The 23,292-nt window shown below is 67.0% G+C and carries 19 protein-coding genes; 10 read left to right on the top strand and 9 right to left on the bottom strand.

The features are described 5' to 3' along the window. Nucleotides 1–75: 75 nt before the first annotated feature. Nucleotides 76–1,449, bottom strand: a complete 1,374-nt coding sequence (locus tag AC5P60_RS11680) for a sigma-54-dependent transcriptional regulator (RefSeq protein ID WP_005410795.1) — start codon at nucleotides 1,447–1,449, stop codon at nucleotides 76–78. Between the two features lie 60 nt (nucleotides 1,450–1,509). Beyond that, nucleotides 1,510–3,123 carry a sensor histidine kinase gene (locus AC5P60_RS11675; protein ID WP_005414304.1) on the bottom strand — a complete coding sequence of 538 codons (1,614 nt, stop codon included), beginning with the start codon at nucleotides 3,121–3,123 and terminating at the stop codon, nucleotides 1,510–1,512. 357 nt (nucleotides 3,124–3,480) lie between these two features. Here AC5P60_RS11675 and sucC point away from each other — a divergent pair, with 357 nt between their 5' ends. The 3 genes from sucC to AC5P60_RS11660 all read left to right on the top strand — a co-directional run bounded on the left by sucC (nucleotide 3,481) and on the right by AC5P60_RS11660 (nucleotide 7,413). Continuing rightward, nucleotides 3,481–4,650 (top strand): ADP-forming succinate--CoA ligase subunit beta, encoded by a 1,170-nt coding sequence (gene sucC, locus AC5P60_RS11670; protein ID WP_004154430.1) that lies wholly within the window; start codon nucleotides 3,481–3,483, stop codon nucleotides 4,648–4,650. Nucleotides 4,651–4,671: 21 nt separating this feature from the next. Next, nucleotides 4,672–5,547 carry a succinate--CoA ligase subunit alpha gene (gene sucD, locus AC5P60_RS11665; RefSeq protein ID WP_005410793.1) on the top strand — a complete coding sequence of 292 codons (876 nt, stop codon included), beginning with the start codon at nucleotides 4,672–4,674 and terminating at the stop codon, nucleotides 5,545–5,547. Between the two features lie 231 nt (nucleotides 5,548–5,778). Then, a complete protein-coding gene (locus tag AC5P60_RS11660; RefSeq protein WP_483693652.1) occupies nucleotides 5,779–7,413 on the top strand; it encodes an NAD+ synthase in 1,635 nt (544 codons plus the stop codon). A 72-nt stretch (nucleotides 7,414–7,485) separates the two neighbouring features. Here AC5P60_RS11660 and AC5P60_RS11655 read toward each other — a convergent pair whose 3' ends face one another. Both AC5P60_RS11655 and AC5P60_RS11650 read right to left on the bottom strand, forming a co-directional pair. Then, the gene (locus tag AC5P60_RS11655; protein ID WP_184013981.1) at nucleotides 7,486–8,685 is read right to left on the bottom strand and encodes a lipase family protein; all 1,200 of its coding nucleotides are present in this window, start codon (nucleotides 8,683–8,685) and stop codon (nucleotides 7,486–7,488) included. A 190-nt stretch (nucleotides 8,686–8,875) separates the two neighbouring features. Next, nucleotides 8,876–9,763: an outer membrane protein assembly factor BamD gene (locus tag AC5P60_RS11650; protein ID WP_024956778.1), complete on the bottom strand. Its 888-nt coding sequence runs from the start codon at nucleotides 9,761–9,763 to the stop codon at nucleotides 8,876–8,878. 113 nt (nucleotides 9,764–9,876) lie between these two features. Between AC5P60_RS11650 and rluD the strand changes: the two genes are divergently transcribed. Genes rluD through AC5P60_RS11630 form a run of 4 tightly spaced genes read left to right on the top strand, consistent with a single transcriptional unit; the run spans nucleotide 9,877 to nucleotide 12,575 of the window. Then, complete coding sequence (gene rluD, locus AC5P60_RS11645; RefSeq protein WP_019660164.1) at nucleotides 9,877–10,866, top strand: 23S rRNA pseudouridine(1911/1915/1917) synthase RluD; 990 nt, start codon at nucleotides 9,877–9,879, stop codon at nucleotides 10,864–10,866. After that, the gene (gene pgeF / locus AC5P60_RS11640; RefSeq protein WP_266192586.1) at nucleotides 10,866–11,636 is read left to right on the top strand and encodes a peptidoglycan editing factor PgeF; all 771 of its coding nucleotides are present in this window, start codon (nucleotides 10,866–10,868) and stop codon (nucleotides 11,634–11,636) included. Before rluD ends, pgeF begins: the two co-directional genes overlap by 1 nt. A 2-nt stretch (nucleotides 11,637–11,638) precedes the next feature. Further along, a complete protein-coding gene (locus tag AC5P60_RS11635) occupies nucleotides 11,639–12,163 on the top strand; it encodes a DUF4166 domain-containing protein (RefSeq protein ID WP_033833012.1) in 525 nt (174 codons plus the stop codon). Further along, nucleotides 12,138–12,575, top strand: coding sequence for a thiol-disulfide oxidoreductase DCC family protein (locus AC5P60_RS11630; RefSeq protein ID WP_266192587.1), 438 nt, complete (start codon nucleotides 12,138–12,140; stop codon nucleotides 12,573–12,575). The genes AC5P60_RS11635 and AC5P60_RS11630 overlap by 26 nt, the downstream gene beginning before the upstream one ends. A gap of 70 nt (nucleotides 12,576–12,645) precedes the next feature. Here AC5P60_RS11630 and otsA read toward each other — a convergent pair whose 3' ends face one another. The 4 genes from otsA to AC5P60_RS11610 all read right to left on the bottom strand — a co-directional run bounded on the left by otsA (nucleotide 12,646) and on the right by AC5P60_RS11610 (nucleotide 19,238). Further along, complete coding sequence (otsA, locus tag AC5P60_RS11625; protein ID WP_005410785.1) at nucleotides 12,646–14,010, bottom strand: alpha,alpha-trehalose-phosphate synthase (UDP-forming); 1,365 nt, start codon at nucleotides 14,008–14,010, stop codon at nucleotides 12,646–12,648. Next, nucleotides 14,007–15,788, bottom strand: a complete 1,782-nt coding sequence (locus AC5P60_RS11620; RefSeq protein ID WP_012481088.1) for a glycoside hydrolase family 15 protein — start codon at nucleotides 15,786–15,788, stop codon at nucleotides 14,007–14,009. Before AC5P60_RS11620 ends, otsA begins: the two co-directional genes overlap by 4 nt. Before the next feature lie 41 nt (nucleotides 15,789–15,829). Further along, a complete protein-coding gene (gene otsB, locus AC5P60_RS11615) occupies nucleotides 15,830–16,588 on the bottom strand; it encodes a trehalose-phosphatase (RefSeq protein ID WP_005410783.1) in 759 nt (252 codons plus the stop codon). Nucleotides 16,589–16,802: 214 nt separating this feature from the next. After that, a complete protein-coding gene (locus tag AC5P60_RS11610; protein ID WP_483693651.1) occupies nucleotides 16,803–19,238 on the bottom strand; it encodes a TonB-dependent receptor plug domain-containing protein in 2,436 nt (811 codons plus the stop codon). Between the two features lie 215 nt (nucleotides 19,239–19,453). Between AC5P60_RS11610 and AC5P60_RS11605 the strand changes: the two genes are divergently transcribed. The 3 genes from AC5P60_RS11605 (at nucleotide 19,454) to AC5P60_RS11595 (ending at nucleotide 22,680) form a co-directional block, all read left to right on the top strand. Continuing rightward, nucleotides 19,454–19,936 carry a DUF3574 domain-containing protein gene (locus tag AC5P60_RS11605; RefSeq protein WP_483693650.1) on the top strand — a complete coding sequence of 161 codons (483 nt, stop codon included), beginning with the start codon at nucleotides 19,454–19,456 and terminating at the stop codon, nucleotides 19,934–19,936. Between the two features lie 36 nt (nucleotides 19,937–19,972). Next, the gene (locus AC5P60_RS11600) at nucleotides 19,973–20,830 is read left to right on the top strand and encodes an XAC2610-related protein (protein WP_495201742.1); all 858 of its coding nucleotides are present in this window, start codon (nucleotides 19,973–19,975) and stop codon (nucleotides 20,828–20,830) included. Nucleotides 20,831–20,961: 131 nt separating this feature from the next. Then, nucleotides 20,962–22,680 (top strand): thiamine pyrophosphate-dependent enzyme, encoded by a 1,719-nt coding sequence (locus AC5P60_RS11595; protein ID WP_483693648.1) that lies wholly within the window; start codon nucleotides 20,962–20,964, stop codon nucleotides 22,678–22,680. Nucleotides 22,681–23,158: 478 nt separating this feature from the next. Here AC5P60_RS11595 and AC5P60_RS11590 read toward each other — a convergent pair. Beyond that, nucleotides 23,159–23,292: integrase core domain-containing protein (locus AC5P60_RS11590; RefSeq protein ID WP_197586112.1), on the bottom strand; the 134-nt coding region annotated here is incomplete at its 5' end.

The raw sequence follows: 23,292 nt of genomic DNA, 5'->3' as shown, positions 1-23,292 counted from the left end.
CGGCTCTACGGCAGATCCACGCCATGCGTGGATGGCGCGGTTCCGTCCACCGCGCAGCCGAGCATGGGCTCGGCTCTACTCCATCCCCAGCTTCTTCAGCTTGTAGCGCAGCGCACGGAAGGTGATGCCCAGCTGCGCGGCGGTGCGGGTCTTGTTCCAGCGGTTCTCTTCCAGCGCACGCTGGATGGCGCTGCGCTCGAGCTGCTCGATGTAGGAGGGCAGGGCGGCGCTGCCCGGCTGCAGGTCGGCCACGGCTTCGGCGGGCGCGGCACTGCCGGGAGCACGCGGCGCGTGCTGTGGCAGGCGCAGGTCGTCGGCGCCGATGCAGTCTTCCTCGGCCAGGGCCAGCGCACGTTCCAGGATGTTCTCCAGCTCGCGCACATTGCCCGGGAACGCGTACTGCGCCAGTGCTTCCAGCGCCGAGGGCGCCAGCAGCGGGGTGGCGCGGCCGTGGCTGCGGGCCAGGCGGGCCAGCACGGCGGCGGCCAGTTCGGGCAGGTCCTGGCGGCGTTCGCGCAGTGGCGGCACCTTCAGTTCGATCACGTTGATGCGGTAGTACAGGTCGTGGCGGAAGCGCCCGTCCTCGACCAGCTCGGCCAGGTCCTTGTGGGTGGCCGAGAGGATGCGGACATCCACCGGCTCCTCGTTGGCCGCGCCCACCGCGCGCACCGACTTTTCCTGGATCGCGCGCAGCAGCTTCACCTGCATCTGCAGCGGCAGTTCAGCCACTTCGTCCAGGAACAGGGTGCCGCCGTGCGCAGCCTGGAACAGGCCAGGCTTGTCAGCGTGTGCGCCGCTGAAACTGCCCTTGCGGTGGCCGAAGAATTCGCTCTCCATCAGCTCGCCGGGAATGGCACCGCAGTTGACCGGCACGAACGGGCCGGCCGCGCGCGCGCCCTGGGCATGGATGGTGCGTGCAACCAGCTCCTTGCCGACGCCCGACTCGCCGAGGATGTAGACCGGCGCCTGGCTGCGCGCGACTTTGCCGATGGTGGTGCGCAGCACATCCATGGCCTGCGAGTGGCCCAGCAGGCGCCCGCCCTGTTCGGCGTTGGGGCCCGGTGCCGGGCGCTCGGCGTTGTTGAGTTCCAGCGCGTGCTTGACCAGTCCGCGCAGCACCGAGATGTCCACCGGCTTGCTGACGAAATCGAACGCACCGGCCTTCAGTGCCTCCACAGCGAGATCCATGCTGCCGAATGCGGTGATCATCGCCACCGGCGTGCGCGGGTAGTGCTGGGCGATCTCGCTGACCAGCTCGATGCCGTTGCCATCGGGCAGGCGCATGTCGGTGATGCACAGGTCGTACGGATTGCTGGCCAGCAGCTCACGTGCCTCGGCCAGGTTGGCGGCGGTACTGATGCGCAGCCCCATGCGGCCGAGGGTCAGCACCAGCAGTTCGCGGATGTCGCGTTCGTCGTCGACGACGAGGGCGCTGCGGGTTTCATTCATGGGCGTGAAAGATAAACGAGGGGGCTGGAAGCGACAAATGTTTGACGCACAGAATGGGGATCAGCTCGGCAGCAGCGTATGTGGACCGGGCAGCACCAGGCGGAAGCAGGAGCCACCGGCCGGCACCGCGATGTAGTCCAGGCGGGCCTGGTTGGCCCTGCACAGCTCGCGCGCGATGTACAGGCCCAGTCCCGTGCCATGCTCGGACGTGGTGAAGAAGGGCCGGAACAGCTGCGCAGCCACGCTCTCCGGGATACCCGGGCCACGGTCCATCACGTCGATCACCGCGCTGCGTTCGTGCTGGGCCACGCGCAGCCGCACCCGTGCAGGCTGCTGGCCGATGCGGCCGTACTTCAGTGCGTTGTGCACCAGCACGGTCAGCACCTGGTAGAGATGCTTGGCGTCGACCTGGGCCATCACCGATGTGTCGCTGATGATCGGTTCGATGCTGTCGGTCTCCAGGGTCTGGCCCTGCTTGTACTCCAGCACGAAGCGGCGCACGAAGGCGACCAGGTCCACGTTCTCGGGCGTTGCGCGTTCGCGCCGTGCCAACCCCAGCACGCTCTCGACGATGCCGTTGGTGCGCTGGCACTGCTGGCGGATGATCTGCAGCAGGCGGCGGTCGCTTTCGTTGAAGCCGGTGCCTTCCTCGAGCAGCTGCACGGCATAGTTGATCGCCGCCAGCGGATTGCGGATCTCGTGCGCCAGGCTGGCCGAGAAGCGGCCCATGGCCGACAGAGTGAGCGATTCGGCGCGGCGCGAGACCACGCTGGAATCGTCCAGGAACACCAGCGCAAGGTCGCTGCCGGCCAGCAGGCGGGCAAAGCGCGGCTGCACTTCCGGCTGGTCGGGGTTGAGCTGCAGCGGCAGTTCGTCCTGTGCCCAGCCATTGCGCCAGCGCTGCAGCCGGCGCGCCAGTTCCGGTGCGGCACTGGCCAGGTCCAGGCGCCCGCTTTCGCCATTGCCGTCGTTGTCGCCCAGCAGCATCGAGGCGGCTTCGTTGGCCAGGGTGATGCGGTTGTCGGCGTCCACCACCAGCACGCCGGTGCGCATGCGGCGGATGATCAGTTCGTTGATCTGGAACAGGTTGGCGACTTCATCGCCGCGCTGGTTGGCCAGCTGCTGGTTGCGGCGGGCGCGGTTGCCCACCTGGTAGCTGATGAAGGCCAGTGCCAGGTAGCTGGTAGCGAACATCGCCAGTTCAGCGAGGGTGCGGGTGGGGTCGCCGCCTTCCAGCAGCTTCCAGGTGTACTCGACGCCGGTGGCCAGGCTGGCGGCCAGCGCCAGGCCCAGCCCCAGGCTGAGCGGCAGCAGAGTGGCGGCGGCGGCGATGTTGAACAGCAGCGACATCGAGATACCGGCACTGGCGCCGGGCAGGGCGTGCGACAGCAGGGTGGCGGCCACGATATCCACCAGCACGCCACTGACCACGATCGGGCGCAGCCAGCGTTCGTTGCGGCCGACCACCAGGGCCAGCAGCGACAGGGCCAGGTAGATGACCGCAACGACATCGGCCAGCCGCGGGTGGTGGGCTTCGCCGACCATGGCCGACAACGGGCTGTAGAGCAGGGCGGCAATGACCGTAGCGATCAGCACCCGGTACAGCGCGAAGAAATACAGTTCACGCCGCGGAATCGATTCGATGCGGTCAATCAATGAAGCACTGGGTGACACGCCGGAACTCCCCTTCTGGCTGCCTGGGTCTGGATTCTGCGGCGGGCCTGCCCGGCGTCCCCTGAAGCCGGGCCGGCACGTCGCGTTTGCAAAGGGCAGTATAGGGCCCCCGGCCGGGCGCCGCCGAAGTGACCCGGATCGCGCATTTGGCCCGGTGCGGACACCGGTGGCCAGCCCCGGCCCGGGTGCAACTGCCTGAATGACCGTGGAAATCTGCCCGCGTCTGGCGTTTTGTACAGACTTCTTTGCGCCCCGGCGCTGGCTCGGCCACAATAGTGGGCCCGCCGCGGTCCATGCCGGCGCCCCGCCGGGGCCCTGAGGAATTGCGTGCGGTCGTTCCTATTCCCACGGTGACGCATGAATTTCCACGAATACCAGTCAAAACAACTGCTTGCCGAGTACGGCATCCCGGTCCCGGCCGGCAAGGTCGCTGCGACCCCGGACGAAGCGGTTGCCGCTGCCAACTCCCTGGGCCAGGGCCCCTGGATGGTCAAGGCGCAGATCCACGCTGGCGGCCGCGGCAAGGCTGGCGGCGTCAAGTTCTGCAAGACCACCGACGACGTGAAGGCCGCCGCAGCCAAGATGCTCGGCACCAAGATGGCCACCTACCAGACCGCTGGCGTTGAACTGCCGGTCAACCTGGTGCTGGTGACCACCGCCGGCGAGATCGTCAAGGAACTGTACCTGTCGGTGCTGGTCGACCGTGGCACCAAGACCATCACCTACATCGCCTCTTCGGAAGGCGGCGTGGAGATCGAGCAGGTCGCTGCTGAAACCCCGGAGCTGATCCACTCGCTGAACGTCGACTTCGTCGAAGGCGTGCAGGGTTACCACGGCCGCGATTTCGGCTTCAAGCTGGGCCTGACCGCCAAGCAGGCCGGCCAGTTCGCCAGCATCATGGTGAACCTGTACCGCCTGTTCAACGAAAAGGATCTGGCCCTGGTTGAAATCAATCCGCTGGCCATCCTGGACGACGGCAACCTGTACGCGCTGGACGGCAAGTTCGACAGCGACGACAACGCCGCGTTCCGCCAGAAAGCCCTGGTCGCCATGCGCGACAAGACCCAGGAAGATCCGACCGAAGTGATCGCTTCGGAACTGGACATCAACTACGTCACCATGGACGGCAACATCGGCTGCATGGTGAACGGCGCCGGCCTGGCCATGGCCACCATGGACGTCATCAAGCTCAACGGCGGCGAGCCGGCGAACTTCCTGGACGTGGGCGGCGGTGCCAACAAGCAGCGCGTCATCGAAGCCTTCAAGCTGATCCTGTCCTCGGACAAGGTCGAAGGCATTTTCGTCAACATCTTCGGCGGCATCGTCCGCTGCGACATGATTGCCGAAGGCATCATCGCCGCCGTGAAGGAAGTGGGCGTCAAGGTTCCGGTCGTGGTGCGCCTGGAAGGCACCAACGTGGAAGAAGGCAAGCAGCTGCTGCGTGACAGCGGCATGGCCATCATCCCGGCTGACAACATCAACGATGGCGCCAAGAAGATCGTTGAAGCTGTCAAGAACGCCGCCTGATACCGACACCAAGGAATTCCAATGTCTGTTTTGATCAACAAGAACACCAAGGTGATCGTGCAGGGCTTCACCGGCCAGCAGGGCACCTTCCACGCCACTCAGATGATCGAGTACGGCACCCAGGTTGTCGGCGGCGTGACCCCGGGCAAGGGTGGCACCACCCATATCGACCTGCCGGTCTTCAACACCGTTGCCGACGCCGTGCAGAGCACCGGCGCCAACGCCTCGGTCATCTACGTGCCGCCGCCGTACGCGGCTGACGCGATCCTGGAAGCCGCTGCTGCCGGCATCAAGGTCATCGTCTGCATCACCGAAGGCATCCCGGTGCTGGACATGCTGCGCGTCAAGAACGTGCTGACCCGTTCGCATCCGGACACCGTGCTGATCGGGCCGAACTGCCCGGGCGTCATCACCCCGGGTGAGTGCAAGATCGGCATCATGCCGGGCCACATCCACCAGCCGGGCAAGATCGGCATCGTGTCGCGTTCGGGCACCCTGACCTATGAAGCGGTCAAGCAGACCACCGAAGTCGGCCTGGGCCAGTCCACCTGCATCGGCATTGGTGGTGACCCGATCAACGGCCTGAACTTCGTCGACTGCCTGAAGCTGTTCAACGAAGACCCGCAGACCGAAGGCATCATCATGGTTGGCGAAATCGGCGGCGACGCCGAAGAAGCCGGCGCCGAGTACATCAAGAACCACGTGAAGAAGCCGGTCGTCGGTTTCATCGCCGGTGCGTCGGCTCCGGCCGGCAAGCGCATGGGCCACGCCGGTGCGATCGCCTCGGGCGGCAAGGGCACTGCCGAAGGCAAGTTCGCCGCCATGGAAGCTGCCGGTGTTGTCACCGTCCGCTCGCCGGGCGACCTGGGCGCTGCCATCGCCAAGCTGGTGAAATAAGATCGACTGCCTCCGGCAGACGGTGCTGTAGAGCCGGCCGCTGGCCGGCTGCTGAAACAGAAGGGCCGCCTCCGGGCGGCCTTTCTGCGTCTGGCGCCCTGGCCATCCCGGCAAGCTCATCCACGCATGGCGTGGGTCTACTGAGCCGGGGCTGTCCACGCAGCGAGCGCGCCCGGCGCGCGCATGGCGCAGCGCTACAATGGCGGCATTGCAACCACAGGCTGGATTCCCATGGCTTCGATCCGCATCGCGATGGCGCAGTTCGACTTCCCGGTCGGCGACGTCGCCGGCAACACCGAGCGCATCATCGAGATGATCGGCCAGGCGCGCGACGAGTACGGCGCCGAGCTGGTGATGTTCCCCGAGCTGGCGGTGAGCGGTTATCCGCCGGAAGACCTGCTGCTGCGCCCGGGCTTCCTGTACGAGTGCGAGCAGGCAATGATGCGCATCGCCGCAGCCTGCCGCGGCATCACCGCGGTGGTCGGCTGGCCGCAGGCGGCTGGCGCGGTGGTCTACAACGCCGCCAGCGTGCTGCGCGATGGCCTGGTCGAGCAGACCTACCGCAAGCGTGAGCTGCCCAATTACGCCGTGTTCGACGAACGCCGCTACTTCGATGTTGATCCGGACGGTGGCAGCTGCGTCTTCGAGGTCAACGGCATTCCGGTGGGTTTGCTGATCTGCGAGGACCTGTGGTTCGCCGAGCCGCTGGCCGACACCGTGCGCGCCGGCGCGCAGCTGGTGGTGGTACCCAATGCCTCGCCGTACGAGCGCGGCAAGCACGCCCAGCGCGATGCGGTGCTGGCCGCACGCACCCGCGAGAGCGGGGCAGCGATTGCCTATCTCAATGTGGTCGGTGGCCAGGATGCGCTGGTGTTTGATGGCGCCTCGGTGGTGGCCGATGGTGATGGCACGGTGCACCCCGCCGCCGCCGCCTTCGTCGACCAGTGGCTGGTGGTGGAGTACGACGGCGAAACGCGCCGCTTCATGCCGCACGTGTGGATGGACGACGGCGACGAGAGCATGGACGCGCTGGCCTGGCGCGCGGTGACCCGTGGCATCCAGGACTACTGCCGCAAGAACGGTTTCAAGAAGGTCTGGCTGGGCCTGTCCGGTGGCATCGATTCGGCGCTGGTACTGGCGCTGGCGGTCGACGCGCTCGGCGCCGAGAACGTCACCGCTGTGCGCCTGCCGTCGCGCTACACCGCCGGCATGTCCAACGACCTGGCCGCCGAGCAGTGCCAGGCACTGGGCGTGAAGCTGGAAGCGGTCTCGATCGAGCCGGCGTTCAAGGGCCTGATGGAATCGCTGGCGCCGATGTTCGAAGGCACTGCGCCGGACGTGACCGAAGAGAACCTGCAGTCGCGCAGCCGTGGCGTGATCCTGATGGCACTGGCCAACAAGTTCGGTGGCCTGCTGCTGACCACCGGCAACAAGAGCGAGTACGCCGTCGGCTACGCCACCATCTATGGCGACATGTGCGGTGGCTATGCGCCGTTGAAGGACCTGTACAAGACCGAGGTGTTCGGCCTGTCCAAGTGGCGCAATACAGTGGGCGGTGCGCCGGTGATCCCGCCGGCGGTGATCAGCCGGCCGCCGTCGGCCGAACTGCGCGAGAACCAGCTGGACCAGGACTCGCTGCCGGCCTATGACGTGCTGGACGGCATCCTGTACCGCTACATCGACCAGGAGCAGTCGCGCACGGAGATCGTTGCCGCCGGTTATGACGCGGCCGTGGTCGACCGCGTGCTGCGCCTGGTGCGCATCAGCGAGTGGAAGCGGCACCAGGCCGCGCCAGGCCCGAAGGTGTCGCGCCGCGCTTTCGGTCGCGAGCGTCGCTACCCGATTAGCAACGGCTACAAGGGTTGAGGTAGCCGTTGGCAGGTAGTGCCGGCCGCTGGCCGGCAACCCGTATCCCGCGTATCCACGCATGGCGTGGATCTACCGGGCGTCGTCGAGCAGCTGTTCGAGGCCGGCGGTTTCCGCAGCGTCGTTGAAGTGGCCGTCTTCAAGCCGTGCACGCACAAACGCCAGGCCATCCGCCGCCGCGTCCAGCGTGCCGCGATGGTCGACCGGGTAGCGCCGGAACGCTACCGGCTCGCCGCGCAGCGCCAGGCCTGCGGCATACAGCAGGGTGGTCAGATAGGGCACGTCGCGGTCCTCGCTGCCGTGGCCCAGGATCAGCGGTTGGCTGAAACCGCGGCGCGGTACGCCAAGATAGTCGTACAACACGGCCCAGATGCCTGGCACGCTGGTCAGCGGTGCGGTGAACATGCTGCCGGTATCCGCGCCGTCCAGCGTGGTGGCGAGTTCGCCCAGGCACTGCTCGCGTGCCACTGCCACGCGAGCGCGGCCGGTGTCGCTGAGGACGCGGTCGATCTGCGGCGCAACCTGCAACAGACCATCGAGCAGATACGCGTGATACGCGCTGAGCGCGCCAGGATTGGCGATGCGGTTGTCCGGCTTCATCACCAGTGCGGTCAGCTCGACGGCGGTGGGCGTGCCGGTGGTGAAGCTGCCGCGGTAGTGCAGCGACGGGCCAGCATAGGTGGGCGCCAGATGCCCGGCAGTGAGCGCGGCGGCACCACCCTGCGAATGGCCGACCGAGACCCAGCGCGGCGACAGCGTTGCGGTGCCCAGGTACTGGCGGCTGGCTTTGACGAGGTCGATGGCATTGCGCGCGGCAGCGCGCACATGCAGATAGGCATGGTCACCTGGACTGCCGAGGCCCTGGTAGTCCGCAGCAACCACCGCATAGCCCTGTGCCAGGAACTGATCGAGGAAGCGGCCGTCGCGTTCGGGTTGGTAGGGGCCGGAGACCGAGGGCGCACAGTAATCCGCGATGCCCTGGGTGCCATGTGCCCAGGACACCACCGGCCAGCCGCCTGCAGGCGCCGCGCCGGCGGGCAGGTACGGCAGGCCGGCGCCTTCGGCCAGCTGGCCGCGATGATCCGGGGTGCGGTAGCGCAGCTTGTAGGCCTGCGCGGCCTTGGACGGCACCCATGACGCGCGATAGGGGGCAGCAGACAGCAGATCGCCCGGTGCGGGTGAGGCAGCCGCCACGGGGCCCGAGGACAGCGCCAGCAGGCCAGTGGCGAGGAGGCAGGCGAGCGGGCGGAAACGGCGGGGCGGTGGGGTCATGGGGCGCTCCTTCACGGCCGGGATGGCCGTTGCGCCGCAGTGTGGATGGCCTCGCCTACGCCGATCGGGACCGGCGTCGCATCCGCCGGGGATTCGTAGAATTCCTAGTGTCATGGTCCATGGGCGCACGAACCCTCCACGCATGGCGTGGATCTGCCGACAAAGAAAAGGCCCCTTGCGGGGCCTTCTTTTACTTCTTTTCCAGTCGCGCGTTGCGCTGGCCGGTGCTGGCGGACTTTTCGCCAGCGAACGGGTTCAGCTTGCGGATCATCCACGGGTACTTCGGCCACTTGCCTTCCAGCCACGGGTGGTCCGGCTGGTTCAGCTGCAGGACGCGGCGGGCGTCGTCGGCCAGGGTCTTGTTGCCCAGGTGGGTGTAGGAATCGGCCAGGACGGCGACGGCATCGTACTGGAACGCGCTCTGCGGATAGGTTTCCAGCAGGTAGTTGGCGCGGCCGGCGGCCGAGACCCAGGCGCCGCGGCGCATGTAGTACAGGGCGTTGTCCAGCTCATGCTGGGCGAACACGTCACGCAGCTCCAGCATGCGCTGGCGCGCATCGGCGGCGTAGCGGCTGTTCGGGTAACGGTCGACCACGATGTTGAAGTCCGAATATGCCTGGTGCGGCGTGGACAGATCGCGGCGGCTGGCATCCAGCGACCATACGCGGCGCAGGAAAACCGTACTGCGGTTGGAGTTGGCCAGGCCGCGCAGGTAGTACAGGTACGCGATGTTGCGATGGGTCGGGTAGGTACGGATGAAGCGGTCGATGCTGGACACTGCATCGTCGTGCTTGCCGGCCTTGTACTGCGCGTAGGCGGTTTCGATCATCGCCTGTTCGGTATACGGGCCGTACGGATATTGGGCCACGAGGCGGCGGAAGCTGGTTTCAGCCCCGCTCCAGTTGCCACCCTGCATCAGCTTGTGGCTCTTCTCGTACAACTGTTCGACCGGCGTCCCTTCATCGGGGCGATCGCCCTTCTTGGCGCCACGGTGGCAGCCGGTGGCGGCGATGACCAGCACCAGCAGCAGGGCGGTGAGGCGGACGGGCGCGGAGAGCATGGAGGAGCGTCGGATCATGAGGTCAAGGCGGGACGCGGCTGGAATACGAAGGGTCGATGATAGCCTAGTGTCCTGTCCAGCGACTGAAACCGGCCGCCGGGACCCCAAAATTTCAAAGAATCCCCCCTGCCATGTCTGAACAACCCTCTGAATCGGCCCGCCAGGCCATCGTCCCCGATACCGCTGCCGGCCGCCGTTTCGACGCCGTGGTGGCCGAACTGTTCCCCGAATACTCGCGTTCGCGCCTGACCGAGTGGATCAAGGCCGGGGAGGTCCTGCTGGACGGCGCCCAGGTGCGCCCGCGCGATCCGCTGCGCGGTGGCGAGGTGGTGACCCTCAACGTGGTGCTGGAAACCCAGACCGACGCCCAGCCGGAGGACATCCCGCTGGACGTGCTGTTCGAGGACGAGCACCTGCTGGTGATCAACAAGCCGGTCGGCCTGGTGGTGCACCCGGGCGCGGGCAACCACAGCGGCACCTTGGTCAACGCCCTGCTGTTCCGCGACCCGTCGGTGGCGGTGCTGCCGCGCGCGGGCATCGTGCACCGCCTGGACAAGGACACCAGTGGCGTGATGGTGGTGGCCAAGACCCTGGAAGCGCAGACTGCGCTGGTCGAGCAGCTGGCCGCACGCGACGTGCACCGCCAGTACCTGGCCATCGTGATGGGTGCGCTGGTGGCCGGCGGTACCGCCGATGCCCCGATCGACCGCCACCCGCGCGACCGCCTGAAGATGGCGGTGCGCGAGGACGGCAAGGAAGCGATCACCCACTACCGCCTGCGCGAGCGCTTCCGTGCGCACACCGCGCTGGAGTGCCGCCTGGAAACCGGCCGTACCCACCAGATCCGCGTGCACATGGCGCATGTGCGCCATCCGATCATCGGTGACCCGCTGTACGGCGGTGCGCTGAAGCTGCCCAAGGGGGCCAGCGATGAGCTGGTGGCCGCGCTGCGTGGCTTCAAGCGCCAGGCCCTGCACGCCGAGACCCTGGAGTTCACCCATCCGATCACCGGTGAGCCGGTGCGCAACACCGCGCCGGTGCCGGAGGACATGCTGCACCTGATGAAGGTGCTGCGCGAAGACAGCGAGGCCTTCGCCGCGCGCGAGCGGGACCGCTGGTGATGGCCGCCGCGCTGCCCGTGCTGCAGGCGGACTGGCCGGCGCCGCCGGGCGTCCATGCGTTGACCACGCGTCGGCACGGTGCGGGCATTTCGCCGGCGCCGTTCGCGCAGTTCAACCTGGGCAACCGGCACGCGGCCGACGGTGATACCCCAGCCAACGTAGAGCACAACCGCCAGCTGCTGCAGCAGGGGCTGGCGCTGCCCTCGACACCGCACTGGCTGCGCCAGGTGCACAGCAGCACCGTGCTGCGCTTCACCGCGCCGCCGGTGCCCGGCGCAAGCGAGCCGGTGGCTGATGCCGCAGTGACCTCGGTGCCGGGCGTGGTGCTGGCGATCCTGACTGCCGACTGCCTGCCGGTGGTGTTTGCCGCCGCCGATGGCAGTGAGGTGGGCGCGGCCCACGCAGGCTGGCGTGGCTTGGCCGACGGCATGCTGGAGGCCACCGTGGCCGCCATGCAGACGCCGCCGGCGCAGCTGCGGGCCTGGCTGGGCCCGGCCGCCGGACCGGCCGACTACGAGATCGGCGAGGAGGTCTACCACGCCTTCGTCGGCCATGATCCGGCCGCCGAGGCGGCGTTCGTTGCCACCCGCGCGGGCCACTGGAGCGTGGACCTGTTCGCGCTGGCGCGGCAGCGGTTGCAGGCGGCGGGCATGGACCCGGCGCAGGTCCATGGCGGCACGGTGTCGACCATGGCCGATCCGGACCTGTATTCGCACCGGCGCGACCGTCGCACCGGGCGCATGGCGACGCTGGCCTGGATCGCGCCCTGACCTTGCCGCTGTTCGCGCGCGTGCTGGGGCCGGCCTTCGCCACCCTCGCAGGGCCGGTGCAGGCGCTGCATGCCGCGCCGTTGCCTTGCCGCTACGTGGGGCGGGCGCACATCGTGAGGGGGCGGCACTGGCTGGTGCCGCTGCTGGCCGCGTTGGCGCGGCTGCCGAAGGACGGTGGAGCGTTGCCGACCGAAGTGGCGTTCAGTGCACACGGGCAGGGCGAGCAGTGGGCGCGGCGTTTTGGCCGCTGGCCGATGGTGTCGCGTCTATGGGCGCACGAGGGCTGCCTGCGCGAGCAGTTGGGCGCGGTGCGCTTCGAGTTTGATCTGCAGGCCCGCGAGGGTGGCATCGACTGGTCGGTGCGCCGGGTCTGGGCGTTCGGGCTGCTGCCGTTGCCGAGGCGCTGGTTTGGTGGCGTGCGTTGCCGCGAAGCCTGGCAGGGCGAGCGTTACACTTTCCTGGTCGATGTGACGCTGCCCTGGGCGGGAGCCCTGATCCGCTATGAAGGTTGGCTCGAACCGCAGTGAGGCCGCCGCCGAGGCGGGCAGCGCGGTGATCGTATTCGATGGCGTATGCGCGCTGTGCAATCGCTGGGTGCGCTTCCTGCTGCGTTTCGGCCGCGCGGGGCGCTACCGCTTTGCGGCGATGCAGGGGCAGCAGGGCAGCGCGATGTTGCGCGCGCACGGGCTGGACCCGCAGGACCCGATGTCGTTCCTGCTGCTGGACGCGCAGGGCGCCTGGACCGATACCGATGCGATCCTGCGCGTGCTGACGGGGCTGGGCGGCGCCTGGCGCCTGATCGGCGTGGTGCGGGCAGTGCCGCGTGGCTGGCGTGATGCCGCGTATCGCGCGCTGGCGCGCAACCGCTACCGCTGGTTCGGGCGGCACGACGCCTGTCATCTGCCCGCACCGGAGCAGGAAGCGCGATTCCTGGATTGAAGGAAAAAGGGACGGAGGGGATCAAGTCGTTTGTGCACAAACGCCTTGATCCCCTCCGTCCCTTTTTTCCTCAACCTTCCAGCGCGTCCAGATAGCTGCGGCGCCAGTGATTGATGTCGTAGGTGCGCAGGTGATCCATCATCGCGTGCCAGCGTTCCTTGCGCCTGCTCAGTGACATCGTTGCTGCCGTGGCGATGGCGTCGGCCACGCCGTCCAGATCGTGCGGGTTCACCAGCAATGCCTGCTTGAGTTCGTCGGCAGCGCCGGCCAGCAGCGACAACACCAGCACGCCGGGATCTTCCGGGTCCTGCGACGCCACGTATTCCTTGGCCACCAGGTTCATGCCATCGCGCAACGGCGTGACCAGGCCGACCGCCGCCGCCCGGTAGAAGCCGGTGAGGGTGGCATGGGTGAAGTTCTGGTTGACGTAGCGCAGCGGCGTCCAGTCAGGTTCGGCGTGGCCACCGTTGATGTGGCCGGCGATCTGTTCCAGCTGGCTGCGCAGCTGCCGGTACTCGGTGACGTCGCCGCGCGAGACCGGGGCGATCTGCAGGTAGGTCAGCGAGCCGCGCTGGTCGGGGTGGCGCTCAAGATAGCGCTCGAAGCCAAGGAAGCGTTCGGGCAGGCCCTTGGAATAGTCCAGGCGATCCACGCCGATCGCCAGCTGGCGATCGCGCAGGCTGGCGCGCAGGTTCTTCACGGCGGCCTTGGTGGCCGCGGTGCCGGCCTGGCGTGCGATCAGCTCGGTGTCGATGCCGATCGGGAAGGCGGCGGCACGGAAGCGGCGCCCGCCCGGTGCTTCCAGCTCGCCGTTGTCGAGCACGCGGCCGCCGCCGAACAGGCGCAGGTAGGTCTGGAAGCGATCAGCGTCGCGCTGGGTCTGGAAGCCGACCAGGTCGTAGGCGTACAGCGCGGAGAACAGCCGCAGGTGGTCGGGCATCGCCTGCAGCAGGTCGGCAGACGGCATCGGGATATGCAGGAAGAAGCCTATGCGGCAGCCGATGCCGCGCTCGCGCAGCAGCGCACCGAGCGGGATCAGGTGGTAGTCGTGGATCCAGACGATGTCGTCCTCGCGCAGCAGTGGCGCGAGCTTGTCGGCGAACAGCGCGTTGACCTTGTGGTAAGTCTCGCGGGTGCCGCGGTCGTAGTCGACCAGATCCAGGCGGAAGTGCAGCAGCGGCCACAAGGTGCGGTTGGCGAAGCCGTTGTAGTAGCCATCGACCTCGCGCTTGCTCAGGTCCATGGTGACGTAGTCGATGTCACCGTCTTTCTGCCGGTGCAGCGTGCCGCTGCCTTCCTTCACCGTCTTGCCACTCCAGCCGAACCACAGGCCACCGCGTTCCTTCAGGGCAGCCAGCAGGCCGACAGCCAGGCCGCCGGCGCGGTTCTCGCCGGGCACGGCCACACGGTTTGAAACCACGACCAGACGACTCACGATGCCTCCTGCCAGGACCGCGACAGGCGCATTGCGGCGGTGATCAGGCCGACGTGCGAATAGGTCTGCGGGAAATTGCCCCAGGCCTCGCCGCTGTCGAAGGCCAGATCCTCCGACAGCAGGCCCAGGTGATTGCGCTGCTTCAGCAGCAGCTCGAACATCTCACGTGCTTCATCCATGCGCCCGATCGCGGCCAGCGCGTCGATGTACCAGAAGGTGCAGATGGTGAAGCTGGTTTCCGGTTCACCGAAGTCATCCGGCGCGACATAGCGGTACAGCGAATTGCCATGCTTGAGGTCGCGGCCGATGGCATCGACGGTGGCGATGAAGCGGGTGTCCAGCGCGTCGATGAAACCGATATCGGCCAGCAGCAGCAGCGAGGCATCCAGCCGATGGCCACCGAAGGTATCGGTGAAGTGGCCCAGCTCCTCGTTCCAGGATTCGGCCATGATGCGCGCGTGGATGGTGTCGGCGCGCTCGCGCCAGTAATGCGCGCGGTCGTCACGCTTCAGGCGCACGGCGATCTTGCACAGGCGGTCGCAGGCGGCCCAGCACATCGCGCTGGTGTAGGTGTGCACTTCGGTGCGGCCGCGGAATTCCCACAGTCCGGCATCGGGTACGTCGTGCAGGGCGAAGGCCTGTTCGCCCAGGGGTTCCAGACGGGCGAAGGTGTGTGCATCACCCGGGTCCTGCAGGCGCCGGTCGAAGAACAACTGCGTGGAGGCCAGCACCACGCTGCCGTAGACATCGTGCTGGCGCTGCACCCAGGCCAGGTTGCCGCGCCGTACCGGGCCCATGCCGCGATAACCGGACAGGCTGGGCACTTCGTCTTCGTCCAGCTTGGCCTCGAAGCCGATGCCATACAGCGGCTGCAGCGTGCCGTCGGTGGTGGCCAGGTTAAAGATGTAGCCGAGGAACTGTTCCATCGTGCGCGTGGCGCCGAGACGGTTCAGTGCCCGCACCACGAAGGCCGCGTCGCGCAGCCAGCAGTAGCGGTAGTCCCAGTTGCGCACGCTGCCGGGTGCTTCCGGAATGGAAGTGGTCATCGCCGCGATGATCGCGCCGCTGTCCTCGTACTGGCACAGCTTCAACGTGATCGCACTGCGGATGACCGCGTCCTGCCATTCCAGTGGAATGGACAGGTAGCGCACCCACTCGCGCCAGTAGTCGCGGGTGCGCTGGAAGGCTTCCTGCACGTAGCCGCTGATCGAACGATTGAGCGATTCATCCACGCCCAGGATCAGGTGGATCGGATGGTTGAGCACGAACGGCAGGCCGTCGCGCACGAAGCGCACCGGCACATCGGTGGTCAGCCGCAGCACGTGCTCCGGCAGGATCCAGCGCACATGGTTGCTGCCCCAGGTGGATTCGGGCACGCGTGCGCCCCAGTCCGCCAGGGGTCGCGCACGCACGGTGATGCGCGGGCTGCCAGCCAGCGGACGCACCTGGCGGATCAGGCTGACCGGACGGTAGAAGCGATCGTTCTGGCGCCAGCGCGGGGCGAAATCGAGGATTTCCAATGCGCCGCCCTGCGTGTCACGCAGCACGGTGCGCAGGATCGCAGTGTTGGTGAGGTATTCCTGCTCGCTGCTCGCGAAGTCCTCCAGCTCGATGGCGAAGTCGCCGCCGGTCTGCTGGTTGGGGCCGAGCAGGGCGCAGAAGGTGGGGTCGCCGTCGAAGGTGGGCAGGCAGCTCCAGACAACGCGGGCATGTTTGTCGACCAGGGCGCCGAAGCTGCCGTTGCCGACCACGCCCAGATCAAGATCGGGTTGGGTCATCACGCGGTACATCTCGGTTGCGGCCGTGGGGGTTGGCCGGGTCAATAGGCATTCTCACGCAGCCAGGCGTGCACGCTGCGTATGTCGGGCAGCGCGAACACGGCCGCACTGGGTTCACGTTCACCCACCAGCACGCTCCAGCCATGCTGGCCGTTGGCGGCATCGAAGCCGAATTCGTCGGTGAGGTCATCACCGAGGAACACCGGCAGGCGGCCGCGGAAGGGCAGGTACTGCATCATCCGGCGCACGGCACGGCCCTTGTCGGTGCCGACAGGCACGAACTCGACCACATGGTCGCCAGGCTGCAGGCGGTAGCTGGTGCGGCCACGAACGTGGCGGTCAGCGAACGCGCGGACATCGCTGGCGGCGTGCGGCGCACCGCGCCAGTGCAAGGCCAGGCCGACGCCCTTGTCTTCCACCAGCACGCCAGGATGCCCATGGGCGAAGCGCATCGCCTGCTGGTGCAGCGCGTGCAGCCATTCGGCGGTGTCGTCGTCGTGTTCGTCGCGCAGCACACGACCGTCTTCGCCACGCAGCTCATGGCCGTGCAGGCCGGCGGCGGGTAGTTGCAGGGGGGCGAACAGTTGATCCAGCTGTTCAAGCGGGCGACCACTGACCAGTGCCACGGCACCTTCCAGGCGGTCGCTGATGCGGCCGATGGCTTCACGCACATCCGGCAGCAGCTGCACGGCATCCGGGCGTGCAGCGAATTCGATCAGGGTGCCATCGACATCGAGGAACAACGCACAGGCGTCGTCCAGCAATGGCGGTGGCGGACGCAGGGGGAGCGGTTCAGCCATGACGCCCAGCTTGCCAGCGTGGGCGTGTACGCGGGGTCGAGGGCAGGCTACGGCGCTGCTTCGGTGGGTGCCGACCGTTGGTCGGCACGGCAGCAGTGCCGACCAACGGTCCGCACCCACCCAAAGCAGATCCGCACCCGGATCACGAAGTTGCCGGCCAGCGGCCGGCACTACCGTGTCCTGCGGACCAACGGTCCGCACCCGCCCAATGCGATCAGAACGTATAGCGGACGCGGCCGTAGTAGTACGCGCCGTTGCTGCCGATCGGCGACAGCACGTCATACGGCAGGTTGCCGAAGTAGTGGATGTCGCTGTTGGATCGATCCGGGTAGTTGTCGGTCAGGTTCTGGCCGCCGATGGCCACGCTCCAGCGCGGAGTGATGCGGTATTCGACCTCCGCGTCCAGCTGCCACTCGGCCTGGTAGGTCTGGCGCGGGATGTAGCCGTCACCGAAGTTGAACACGCGGGTGGCGCTGCCGTAGCGGTTCACGCGGCTGCTCAGCGACCAGTGGTCGTTGCTCCACGCGGCAGAGAAGCTGCCGCGGGTACGCGGCGTGGCATCGGTAAGCGTGTTGGTTTCTTCGATGCCGAACAGCACGTAGTCCGGATTCAGTGCACGCAGCTGTGCCGGCGTGGCCAGCACGTTCTTCAGCGTGGTCTTGGTGTACGCATAGGTGCCGGTCAGCAGCAGCTGGCCGTCGCCCAGCGACTGGCGCCAGTTGCTCACCAGCTCGGCGCCGCGGGTGCGGGTATCGGCGGCGTTGACGAAGAAGCTGGCGCTCTGCAGGCCGCTGACGCCGTAGTTGGCGGCCACGTAGTCGGTCAGCGCATCGCCGGTGATGCTCTCCGACAGCGCGATGCGGTCGTCGATGTCGATCTGGAAGAAGTCCAGTGACAGGTCGAAGTGCTCGCCAATTCGGCTGGTGAAGCCCAGCGAGGTATTGATCGACTTCTCCGGCTTCAGGTTCTGCGCACCGAGGCCACGCGCGATCGGGTTGTTGACCGACAACAGGCGGCCCTGCACCAGCTGGCCGCCAGCGTTGTAGCCGGTGGAGGTGGATTCGTAGCCGATCTGTGCCAGCGACGGCGCACGGAAGTTGTTGGAGATGGCACCGCGCAGCGCGAACGCCGGGGTGAATTCATAGCGCAGGCCGAGTTTGCCGGTCAGTTCACCGCCGAAGTCGTCGTTGTGCTCGTAGCGCGCGGCCAGATCGGTGGAGAACTTCTCGCCGAACTGACTGGACAGGCTGGCGTAGGCGCTGGCGACATCGCGAGACAGGGTGGCCGCGTCCTGCGGGGTCAATCCGCCACCGGCCTGCGAACCGGTCGGGCGGTCGGTGCACGGGCCGGCCGCATAGCTGGCCGGGTCGCCGGGACGGGTCTGGTAGCGCTCGTGGCGTGCTTCCGCGCCCAGGCCGAGCGTGTGGCTGATGCTGTCGCTCTGGGTGAACACGCGGCTCAGGTCGAGGTTGCCCACGGTCTGCGCGTATTCGTAATCGGCGGTCTTGAAGCGGGTCGGGCTGGTCGGGCCCAGCGAGGCGTTGAGCGAATCACGCAGGCGGTAGGTGAAGTCGTTCTGGCCGTAATCCAGGCTGCCGTCGTAGCTCCATTCGCCCCACTGCCCGCGTACACCGGCCACGGCCTGCACGTCGCGGTTCTCGCCCTCGGAGATCGGCCGGTAACCGTTCGGATAGACCTGCTTCCAGTTGGCATCGCCGTTGGGGTAGCGGAAGTAGTTCGCACCTTCGGTATCGCGCTGGTTGAAGGTGCCGAATGCATAGAATGTCGAGGTCTGGCCCACCGGGATCTCGGTGTTCAGCCACAGGTTGATGTCCTTGCTCTTGCCATCGCCCAGCACATAGTTGCGCTTGCCCTGCAGCGCCAGGTTGCCCGGGGTCTGGTCCCACGGCGGAATCTGGTCGAAGCCGGCGCGGTTGGTGCCGTTGCGGTGCTTGTATTCCAAGCCGACGCGCAGGAAGCCGCCGTCCTCGCCCAGCGAGGTACCGACCTTGGCGCTGATATTGCCGGTCTGGCCGTCGGTAAGGGTACGCCCGATCGGCTTGAGGTCGGTGTGGTTGGCGCCGTAGCTGGCCTCGATCTCGCCACCGTCGCCGCCGTTGTCGAGGATCACGTTGATCACACCGGCCACCGCATCCGAGCCATACAGCGCACCAGCGCCATCACGCAGTACTTCGATGCGCTTGATCGCGCTGACCGGGATCGAATTGAAATCAACCGGGGTGGTGCCCTTGCCGATCTTGCTGTCGGTGTTGACCAGCGCGGTGTGGTGGCGGCGCTTGCCATTGACCAGCACCAGCACCTGGTCCGGCGACAGGCCGCGCAATTGCGCGGCGCGCACATGGTCGGCGCCGCCGGAGTTGGACTGGCGCGGGAAGTTGAACGACGGCAGCAGCGCCTGCAGCGCGCTGCCCAGTTCGCCGTTGACCACGCCGGCCTTGCGGATGTCCTCGGCGGTGAGCACATCCACCGGCGAGGTGGATTCGAGCACGGTGCGGTCGGCGGCACGGGTGCCGGTGACGATCACCGTGTCCAGGTTGGTGGCGTCCTGGGCCAGGGCCGGGACGGCGGCGGAGGAAAGCGCGAGGGCGATAGCGAGGCCGAGCGGCGACGCGGGCAGGTGGACGGACATGGGGGCTCCAGCAACAACGACGACGGGGAAGGGGGGAGATGGTTTCACTTACATCCATCCGGATGAAGCGATATATTATCTTCGCGTGATGACCGGTGCCGATGCAAGCCCCTGCCGGTCCGGCATGAGTTGATGCCCTGCTGGCATCAGCACGCCGGGCCGGTGGCGCTGTACGCTGCCGGCTCGCCTTGTCCCCCTTCCCCGGAGCTGTACCGATGAAACACCTTGGCCTCGTCTTCGCCGTGCTGCTGGCCACCAGTGGCTGCGCCAGCCTGTCCTCGCAGGCGCCCAGCGCCTATGTCACGGCCACCACCGCCGAACTGAAGGGCGATGCTGCACGCCCGTCCGCCGGCCACGGCTGGGTGCGCAGCGAGCTGTATTTCGGCGTGGGCGAGGAGCAGGGCGCCGGCAACCGCCCGCAGGCCGATACCATCAGCGAGGCGCAGTGGCGCACCTTCCTGGACAAGGAAGTGACCCCGCGCTTCCCGGATGGCCTGACCGTGTTCGATGCCTATGGCCAATGGCTGTTCCGCGGTGATGCCGCGCCCAACCGCCTGCGCACCAAGGTGCTGGTGGTGCTGCACGAGGACACCCCGCAGCGCCGCGCCGACATCGAAGCGATCCGCCTGGCGTGGAAGCAGCAGACCAAGCATCAATCGGTGCTGTGGTCGCGGCAGCCGGTCGAGGTATCGTTCTGAGTTGAAGGTGCCGCCGCGGTGTCGCAGGGAGCAATGATGAATCACAGGGAATGCGTGCTGGGCCTGGTGCTGGCGGGAGTGCTGGCACCGTCGGCGCAGGCAAGTGGCGACGACGGCGAAACGCTGCGGTTCCAGGTGGCCGCGCATGTGCAGGCGCAGGCCGATCCCCTGCAGGACGGCAGCATTGCCGTGCAGCTGTCACCGTCGGGCAAGCGGCAGACGCTGGCCGGCGCGGCGGATGCCGACGGCACTTCGCGATGGTCGCTCGAAGATGTCGATTCCGATGGTTACCCGGAACTGGTCGCACGCGCCCCGGTGGGCATGGTCAACGAAGCAGTGGCGGTGTACCGGTTCGATCCGGCCACTGTGGGTTTCCGCGCGCTGCAGGCCGACACCCACGGCAAGGACAGTTGCGGTGACCTGATGGGGTTGAGCGTGGATGCTGCCACTCGTACCTTGACCAGCAGTTGCCGCAGTGGCCCGATGTGGTACACCGACCAGTACCGGTTTGCAGGCGCGAAGCTCCATCTGTACCGCTCTGAGAGCGTGCTGATGCTGGGCGATACCTTCAACGCCGCGCTGCAGTGGGAGCAGACCGACGAGCAGGGTCCGCTGGCCGTCTGGCGCACCTATGATCCCGCCGGCCGTGTGCTGGAAAGTGCCATTGCCGATGGCCTGGGCGCACCGCCGGATGGACCGTTGCGCGGCCAGCAGGCCACCGTGGTACCCGCGCGCCTGTTCCTCTTCGACCGACCCGGCGCGTCCAGCACCAAACGTTACCTAGTGCAGGGGGATCGCGTGGAACTGCTGGATGAACAGGACGGCTGGGTGAAGCTGCGCTACCGCAACGTGAAGCAGGGCGCGGTGGTGGGCTGGATCAACGTCAACGATTGAAGAAAAAGGGGACGGAGGGAATTAAGTCGTTTGTGGCACATACGACTTAATTCCCTCCGTCCCCTTTTTTTGCGGAGGCATCACTTCATCGGGTCTAGCCTCGGACGTTCCCCCGTTCGAGGATGTATCCGATGAGCAAGCGCGTGGCCGAAATCGTGGTGGACGCCCTGCAGCAGGCCGGTGTCCGCCGTTGCTACGGCATCGTGGGCGATACGCTCAACCATGTGACCGATGCGATGCATGGCAGCGAGATCGCATGGGTGCATGTGCGGCATGAGGAAGTAGCAGCCTTTGCCGCAGGCGCCGATTCGCTGGTGAGCGGCGAGTTGACCGCCTGTGCGGGCTCCTGTGGTCCCGGTGGCCTGCACTTCATCAACGGCGTGTTTGAGAGCAACCGCAACCGTGCGCCGATGGTGCTGATCGCCAGCCAGGTGGTGACCAGTGAGCTGGGCATGGAATTTCCGCAGGAAGTGGATTTCAAGGCGGTCTATGGCAGCTGCACGGTGTTCTGCGAGCAGGTGCACAGCCCGGAGCAGGCGCGACGCGTGGTGGCCCTGGCCTGCCAGGCGGCGATCAGCCGGCGTGGCGTGGCGGTAGTGATCCTGCCGGCCGACATCAGCCAGGCTGAGGTGAAGCACGATGTGCCGTTCTCGGTGCACTACACCCAGCCGGTGCTGCGCCCGTCCGACGCCGAACTGCAGCGCATTGCCGAGCTGCTGGGGCAGGGCAAGCGTATCGGCATCTATGCCGGTGCCGGTTGCCAGGGCGCGCACGCGCAGCTGCTGGAACTGGCCCGGCGCCTGCAGGCGCCGGTTGCGCATACTTCGCGCGCCAAGGATTTCGTCGAGCCGGACAACCCGTACAACATGGGCATGACCGGAATCTTCGGCATCGAATCCGGCTTCCACACGCTGATGGAGTGCGACACGCTGCTGCTGCTCGGCGCCGACTTCGCCTGGGGCCAGTTCTACCCGGACAAGGCCACGATCATCCAGGTCGACCGCGATGGCAGCCACCTCGGCCGCCGCCACCCGGTAAACCTGGGCGTGGTCGGTGACATCGCACCGACGCTGGATGCCTTGCTGCCGATGCTGCCGCCGCGCGAGGACAGCAGTTTCCTGGACGAATGTATCGAACGTCGCGACAAGGCGCTGAAGAAGCGCGAGCAGGAAGAACAGCCGGGCGAGGGCGAGCTGATCCACCCGCAGCATCTGACCGCGCTGCTGTCGAAGCATGCCAGCGACGATGCGCTGTTCACCGCTGACGGCGGCTCGCCGATGGTCTGGGTGCTGCGGCACATCCGCGTCAATGGTCGCCGCCGCACGCTGACCAGCCTGCTGCACGGCACGATGGCCAATGCAATGCCGCAGGCACTGGGCCTGCAGAAGGCGTTCCCCGGCCGGCAGGTGATTTCGCTGTCCGGCGATGGCGGCCTGGCGATGCTGCTGGGCGACCTGCTGACGGCCGTGCAGGAGAACCTGCCGATCAAGGTGGTGGTGTTCAACAATGGCTCGCTGAACTTCGTCGAGCTGGAGCAGAAGGTGGAAGGCCTGCTGGACAACTACACCGACCTGAAGAACCCGGATTTTGGCCGCCTTGCCGAAGTGATCGGCTTCCACGGCCGCACGGTGACGCGCAGCGAGGATCTGGAAGAAGCGGTGCAGGATTTCCTGTCGCAGCGTGGCCCGGCGCTGCTGGACGTGCATACCAGCCGCGCCGAGCTGGTGATGCCGCCGCAGATCGAGGCCAAGCAGGTGGCCGGTACCGCGCTGTATGCAGCCAAGGCGGTGTTGAACGGCCGCTTCGACGACGTGAAGCATCTGCTGGTGGACAACTTCCTGAAGAAGTAACGGGGCGGGTTTGATGCAGGGCTGCGCCCTGCACCCGCTACGAGCCGGAGCCAGAGCAGAAGCGGGCTTCCTGAGGGATGGCGGGGTGGGTCCGGTTGCGGGGGACGCCGTAAACCCGTCCCTGGGGGCTTGGCCGCGGCATCCATGCCGCGGACACCCCCGCAACCGGACCCACCCCACCTTCGACAGTTTCCTGCGATCTGTCGGTAGATCCACGCCCTGCGTGGATAGCGTGGAAATGATCGAATTGTTCGTGTAGAGCCGAGCCATGCTCGGCTCAGAGCGAAGCGACCCGCTTTTGCTTTTGATCTTCTGATTCTCTTCCGTGGCTGGCATGCGCAGGAAACTGTCAGGGGCCGGGCGGGTAGGCTGCGCAGGGGCGTGAGCCGCATGGATGCGGCGACCGAGCTTACAGGGACGTACTTGCAGCGCCCCCTGCGCAGCCTACCCGCCCGGCCCAACTGGCAATGCCAGTCGACTAACTGTGTAAACCCACCACGTTGTTCAGCGGGATTCTGGAAATAGGCGGTTGGCTGCCGATCCCCATGTGGGGTCGGTGCCAGTTGTAGTAATGCAGCCATTCAGGCAGCACGGCATCACGTTGCTCTGACG

This window comes from Stenotrophomonas sp. YJH_SMC_120 (genome assembly GCF_059368675.1).
The sequence above is the reverse complement of the archived record's forward strand: the minus strand, read 5'-3'. Positions and strand labels throughout refer to the sequence as shown.

Coding starts and splice junctions, on each gene's coding strand:
- AC5P60_RS11680 (WP_005410795.1), bottom strand. CDS start 1,449: ATGAATGAAACCCGCAGCGCCCTCGTCGTCGACGACGAACGCGACATC.
- sucC (WP_004154430.1), top strand. CDS start 3,481: ATGAATTTCCACGAATACCAGTCAAAACAACTGCTTGCCGAGTACGGC.
- sucD (WP_005410793.1), top strand. CDS start 4,672: ATGTCTGTTTTGATCAACAAGAACACCAAGGTGATCGTGCAGGGCTTC.
- AC5P60_RS11660 (WP_483693652.1), top strand. CDS start 5,779: ATGGCTTCGATCCGCATCGCGATGGCGCAGTTCGACTTCCCGGTCGGC.
- AC5P60_RS11655 (WP_184013981.1), bottom strand. CDS start 8,685: ATGACCCCACCGCCCCGCCGTTTCCGCCCGCTCGCCTGCCTCCTCGCC.
- AC5P60_RS11650 (WP_024956778.1), bottom strand. CDS start 9,763: ATGATCCGACGCTCCTCCATGCTCTCCGCGCCCGTCCGCCTCACCGCC.
- rluD (WP_019660164.1), top strand. CDS start 9,877: ATGTCTGAACAACCCTCTGAATCGGCCCGCCAGGCCATCGTCCCCGAT.
- pgeF (WP_266192586.1), top strand. CDS start 10,866: ATGGCCGCCGCGCTGCCCGTGCTGCAGGCGGACTGGCCGGCGCCGCCG.
- AC5P60_RS11630 (WP_266192587.1), top strand. CDS start 12,138: ATGAAGGTTGGCTCGAACCGCAGTGAGGCCGCCGCCGAGGCGGGCAGC.
- AC5P60_RS11620 (WP_012481088.1), bottom strand. CDS start 15,788: ATGACCCAACCCGATCTTGATCTGGGCGTGGTCGGCAACGGCAGCTTC.
- otsB (WP_005410783.1), bottom strand. CDS start 16,588: ATGGCTGAACCGCTCCCCCTGCGTCCGCCACCGCCATTGCTGGACGAC.
- AC5P60_RS11610 (WP_483693651.1), bottom strand. CDS start 19,238: ATGTCCGTCCACCTGCCCGCGTCGCCGCTCGGCCTCGCTATCGCCCTC.
- AC5P60_RS11605 (WP_483693650.1), top strand. CDS start 19,454: ATGAAACACCTTGGCCTCGTCTTCGCCGTGCTGCTGGCCACCAGTGGC.
- AC5P60_RS11600 (WP_495201742.1), top strand. CDS start 19,973: ATGAATCACAGGGAATGCGTGCTGGGCCTGGTGCTGGCGGGAGTGCTG.
- AC5P60_RS11595 (WP_483693648.1), top strand. CDS start 20,962: ATGAGCAAGCGCGTGGCCGAAATCGTGGTGGACGCCCTGCAGCAGGCC.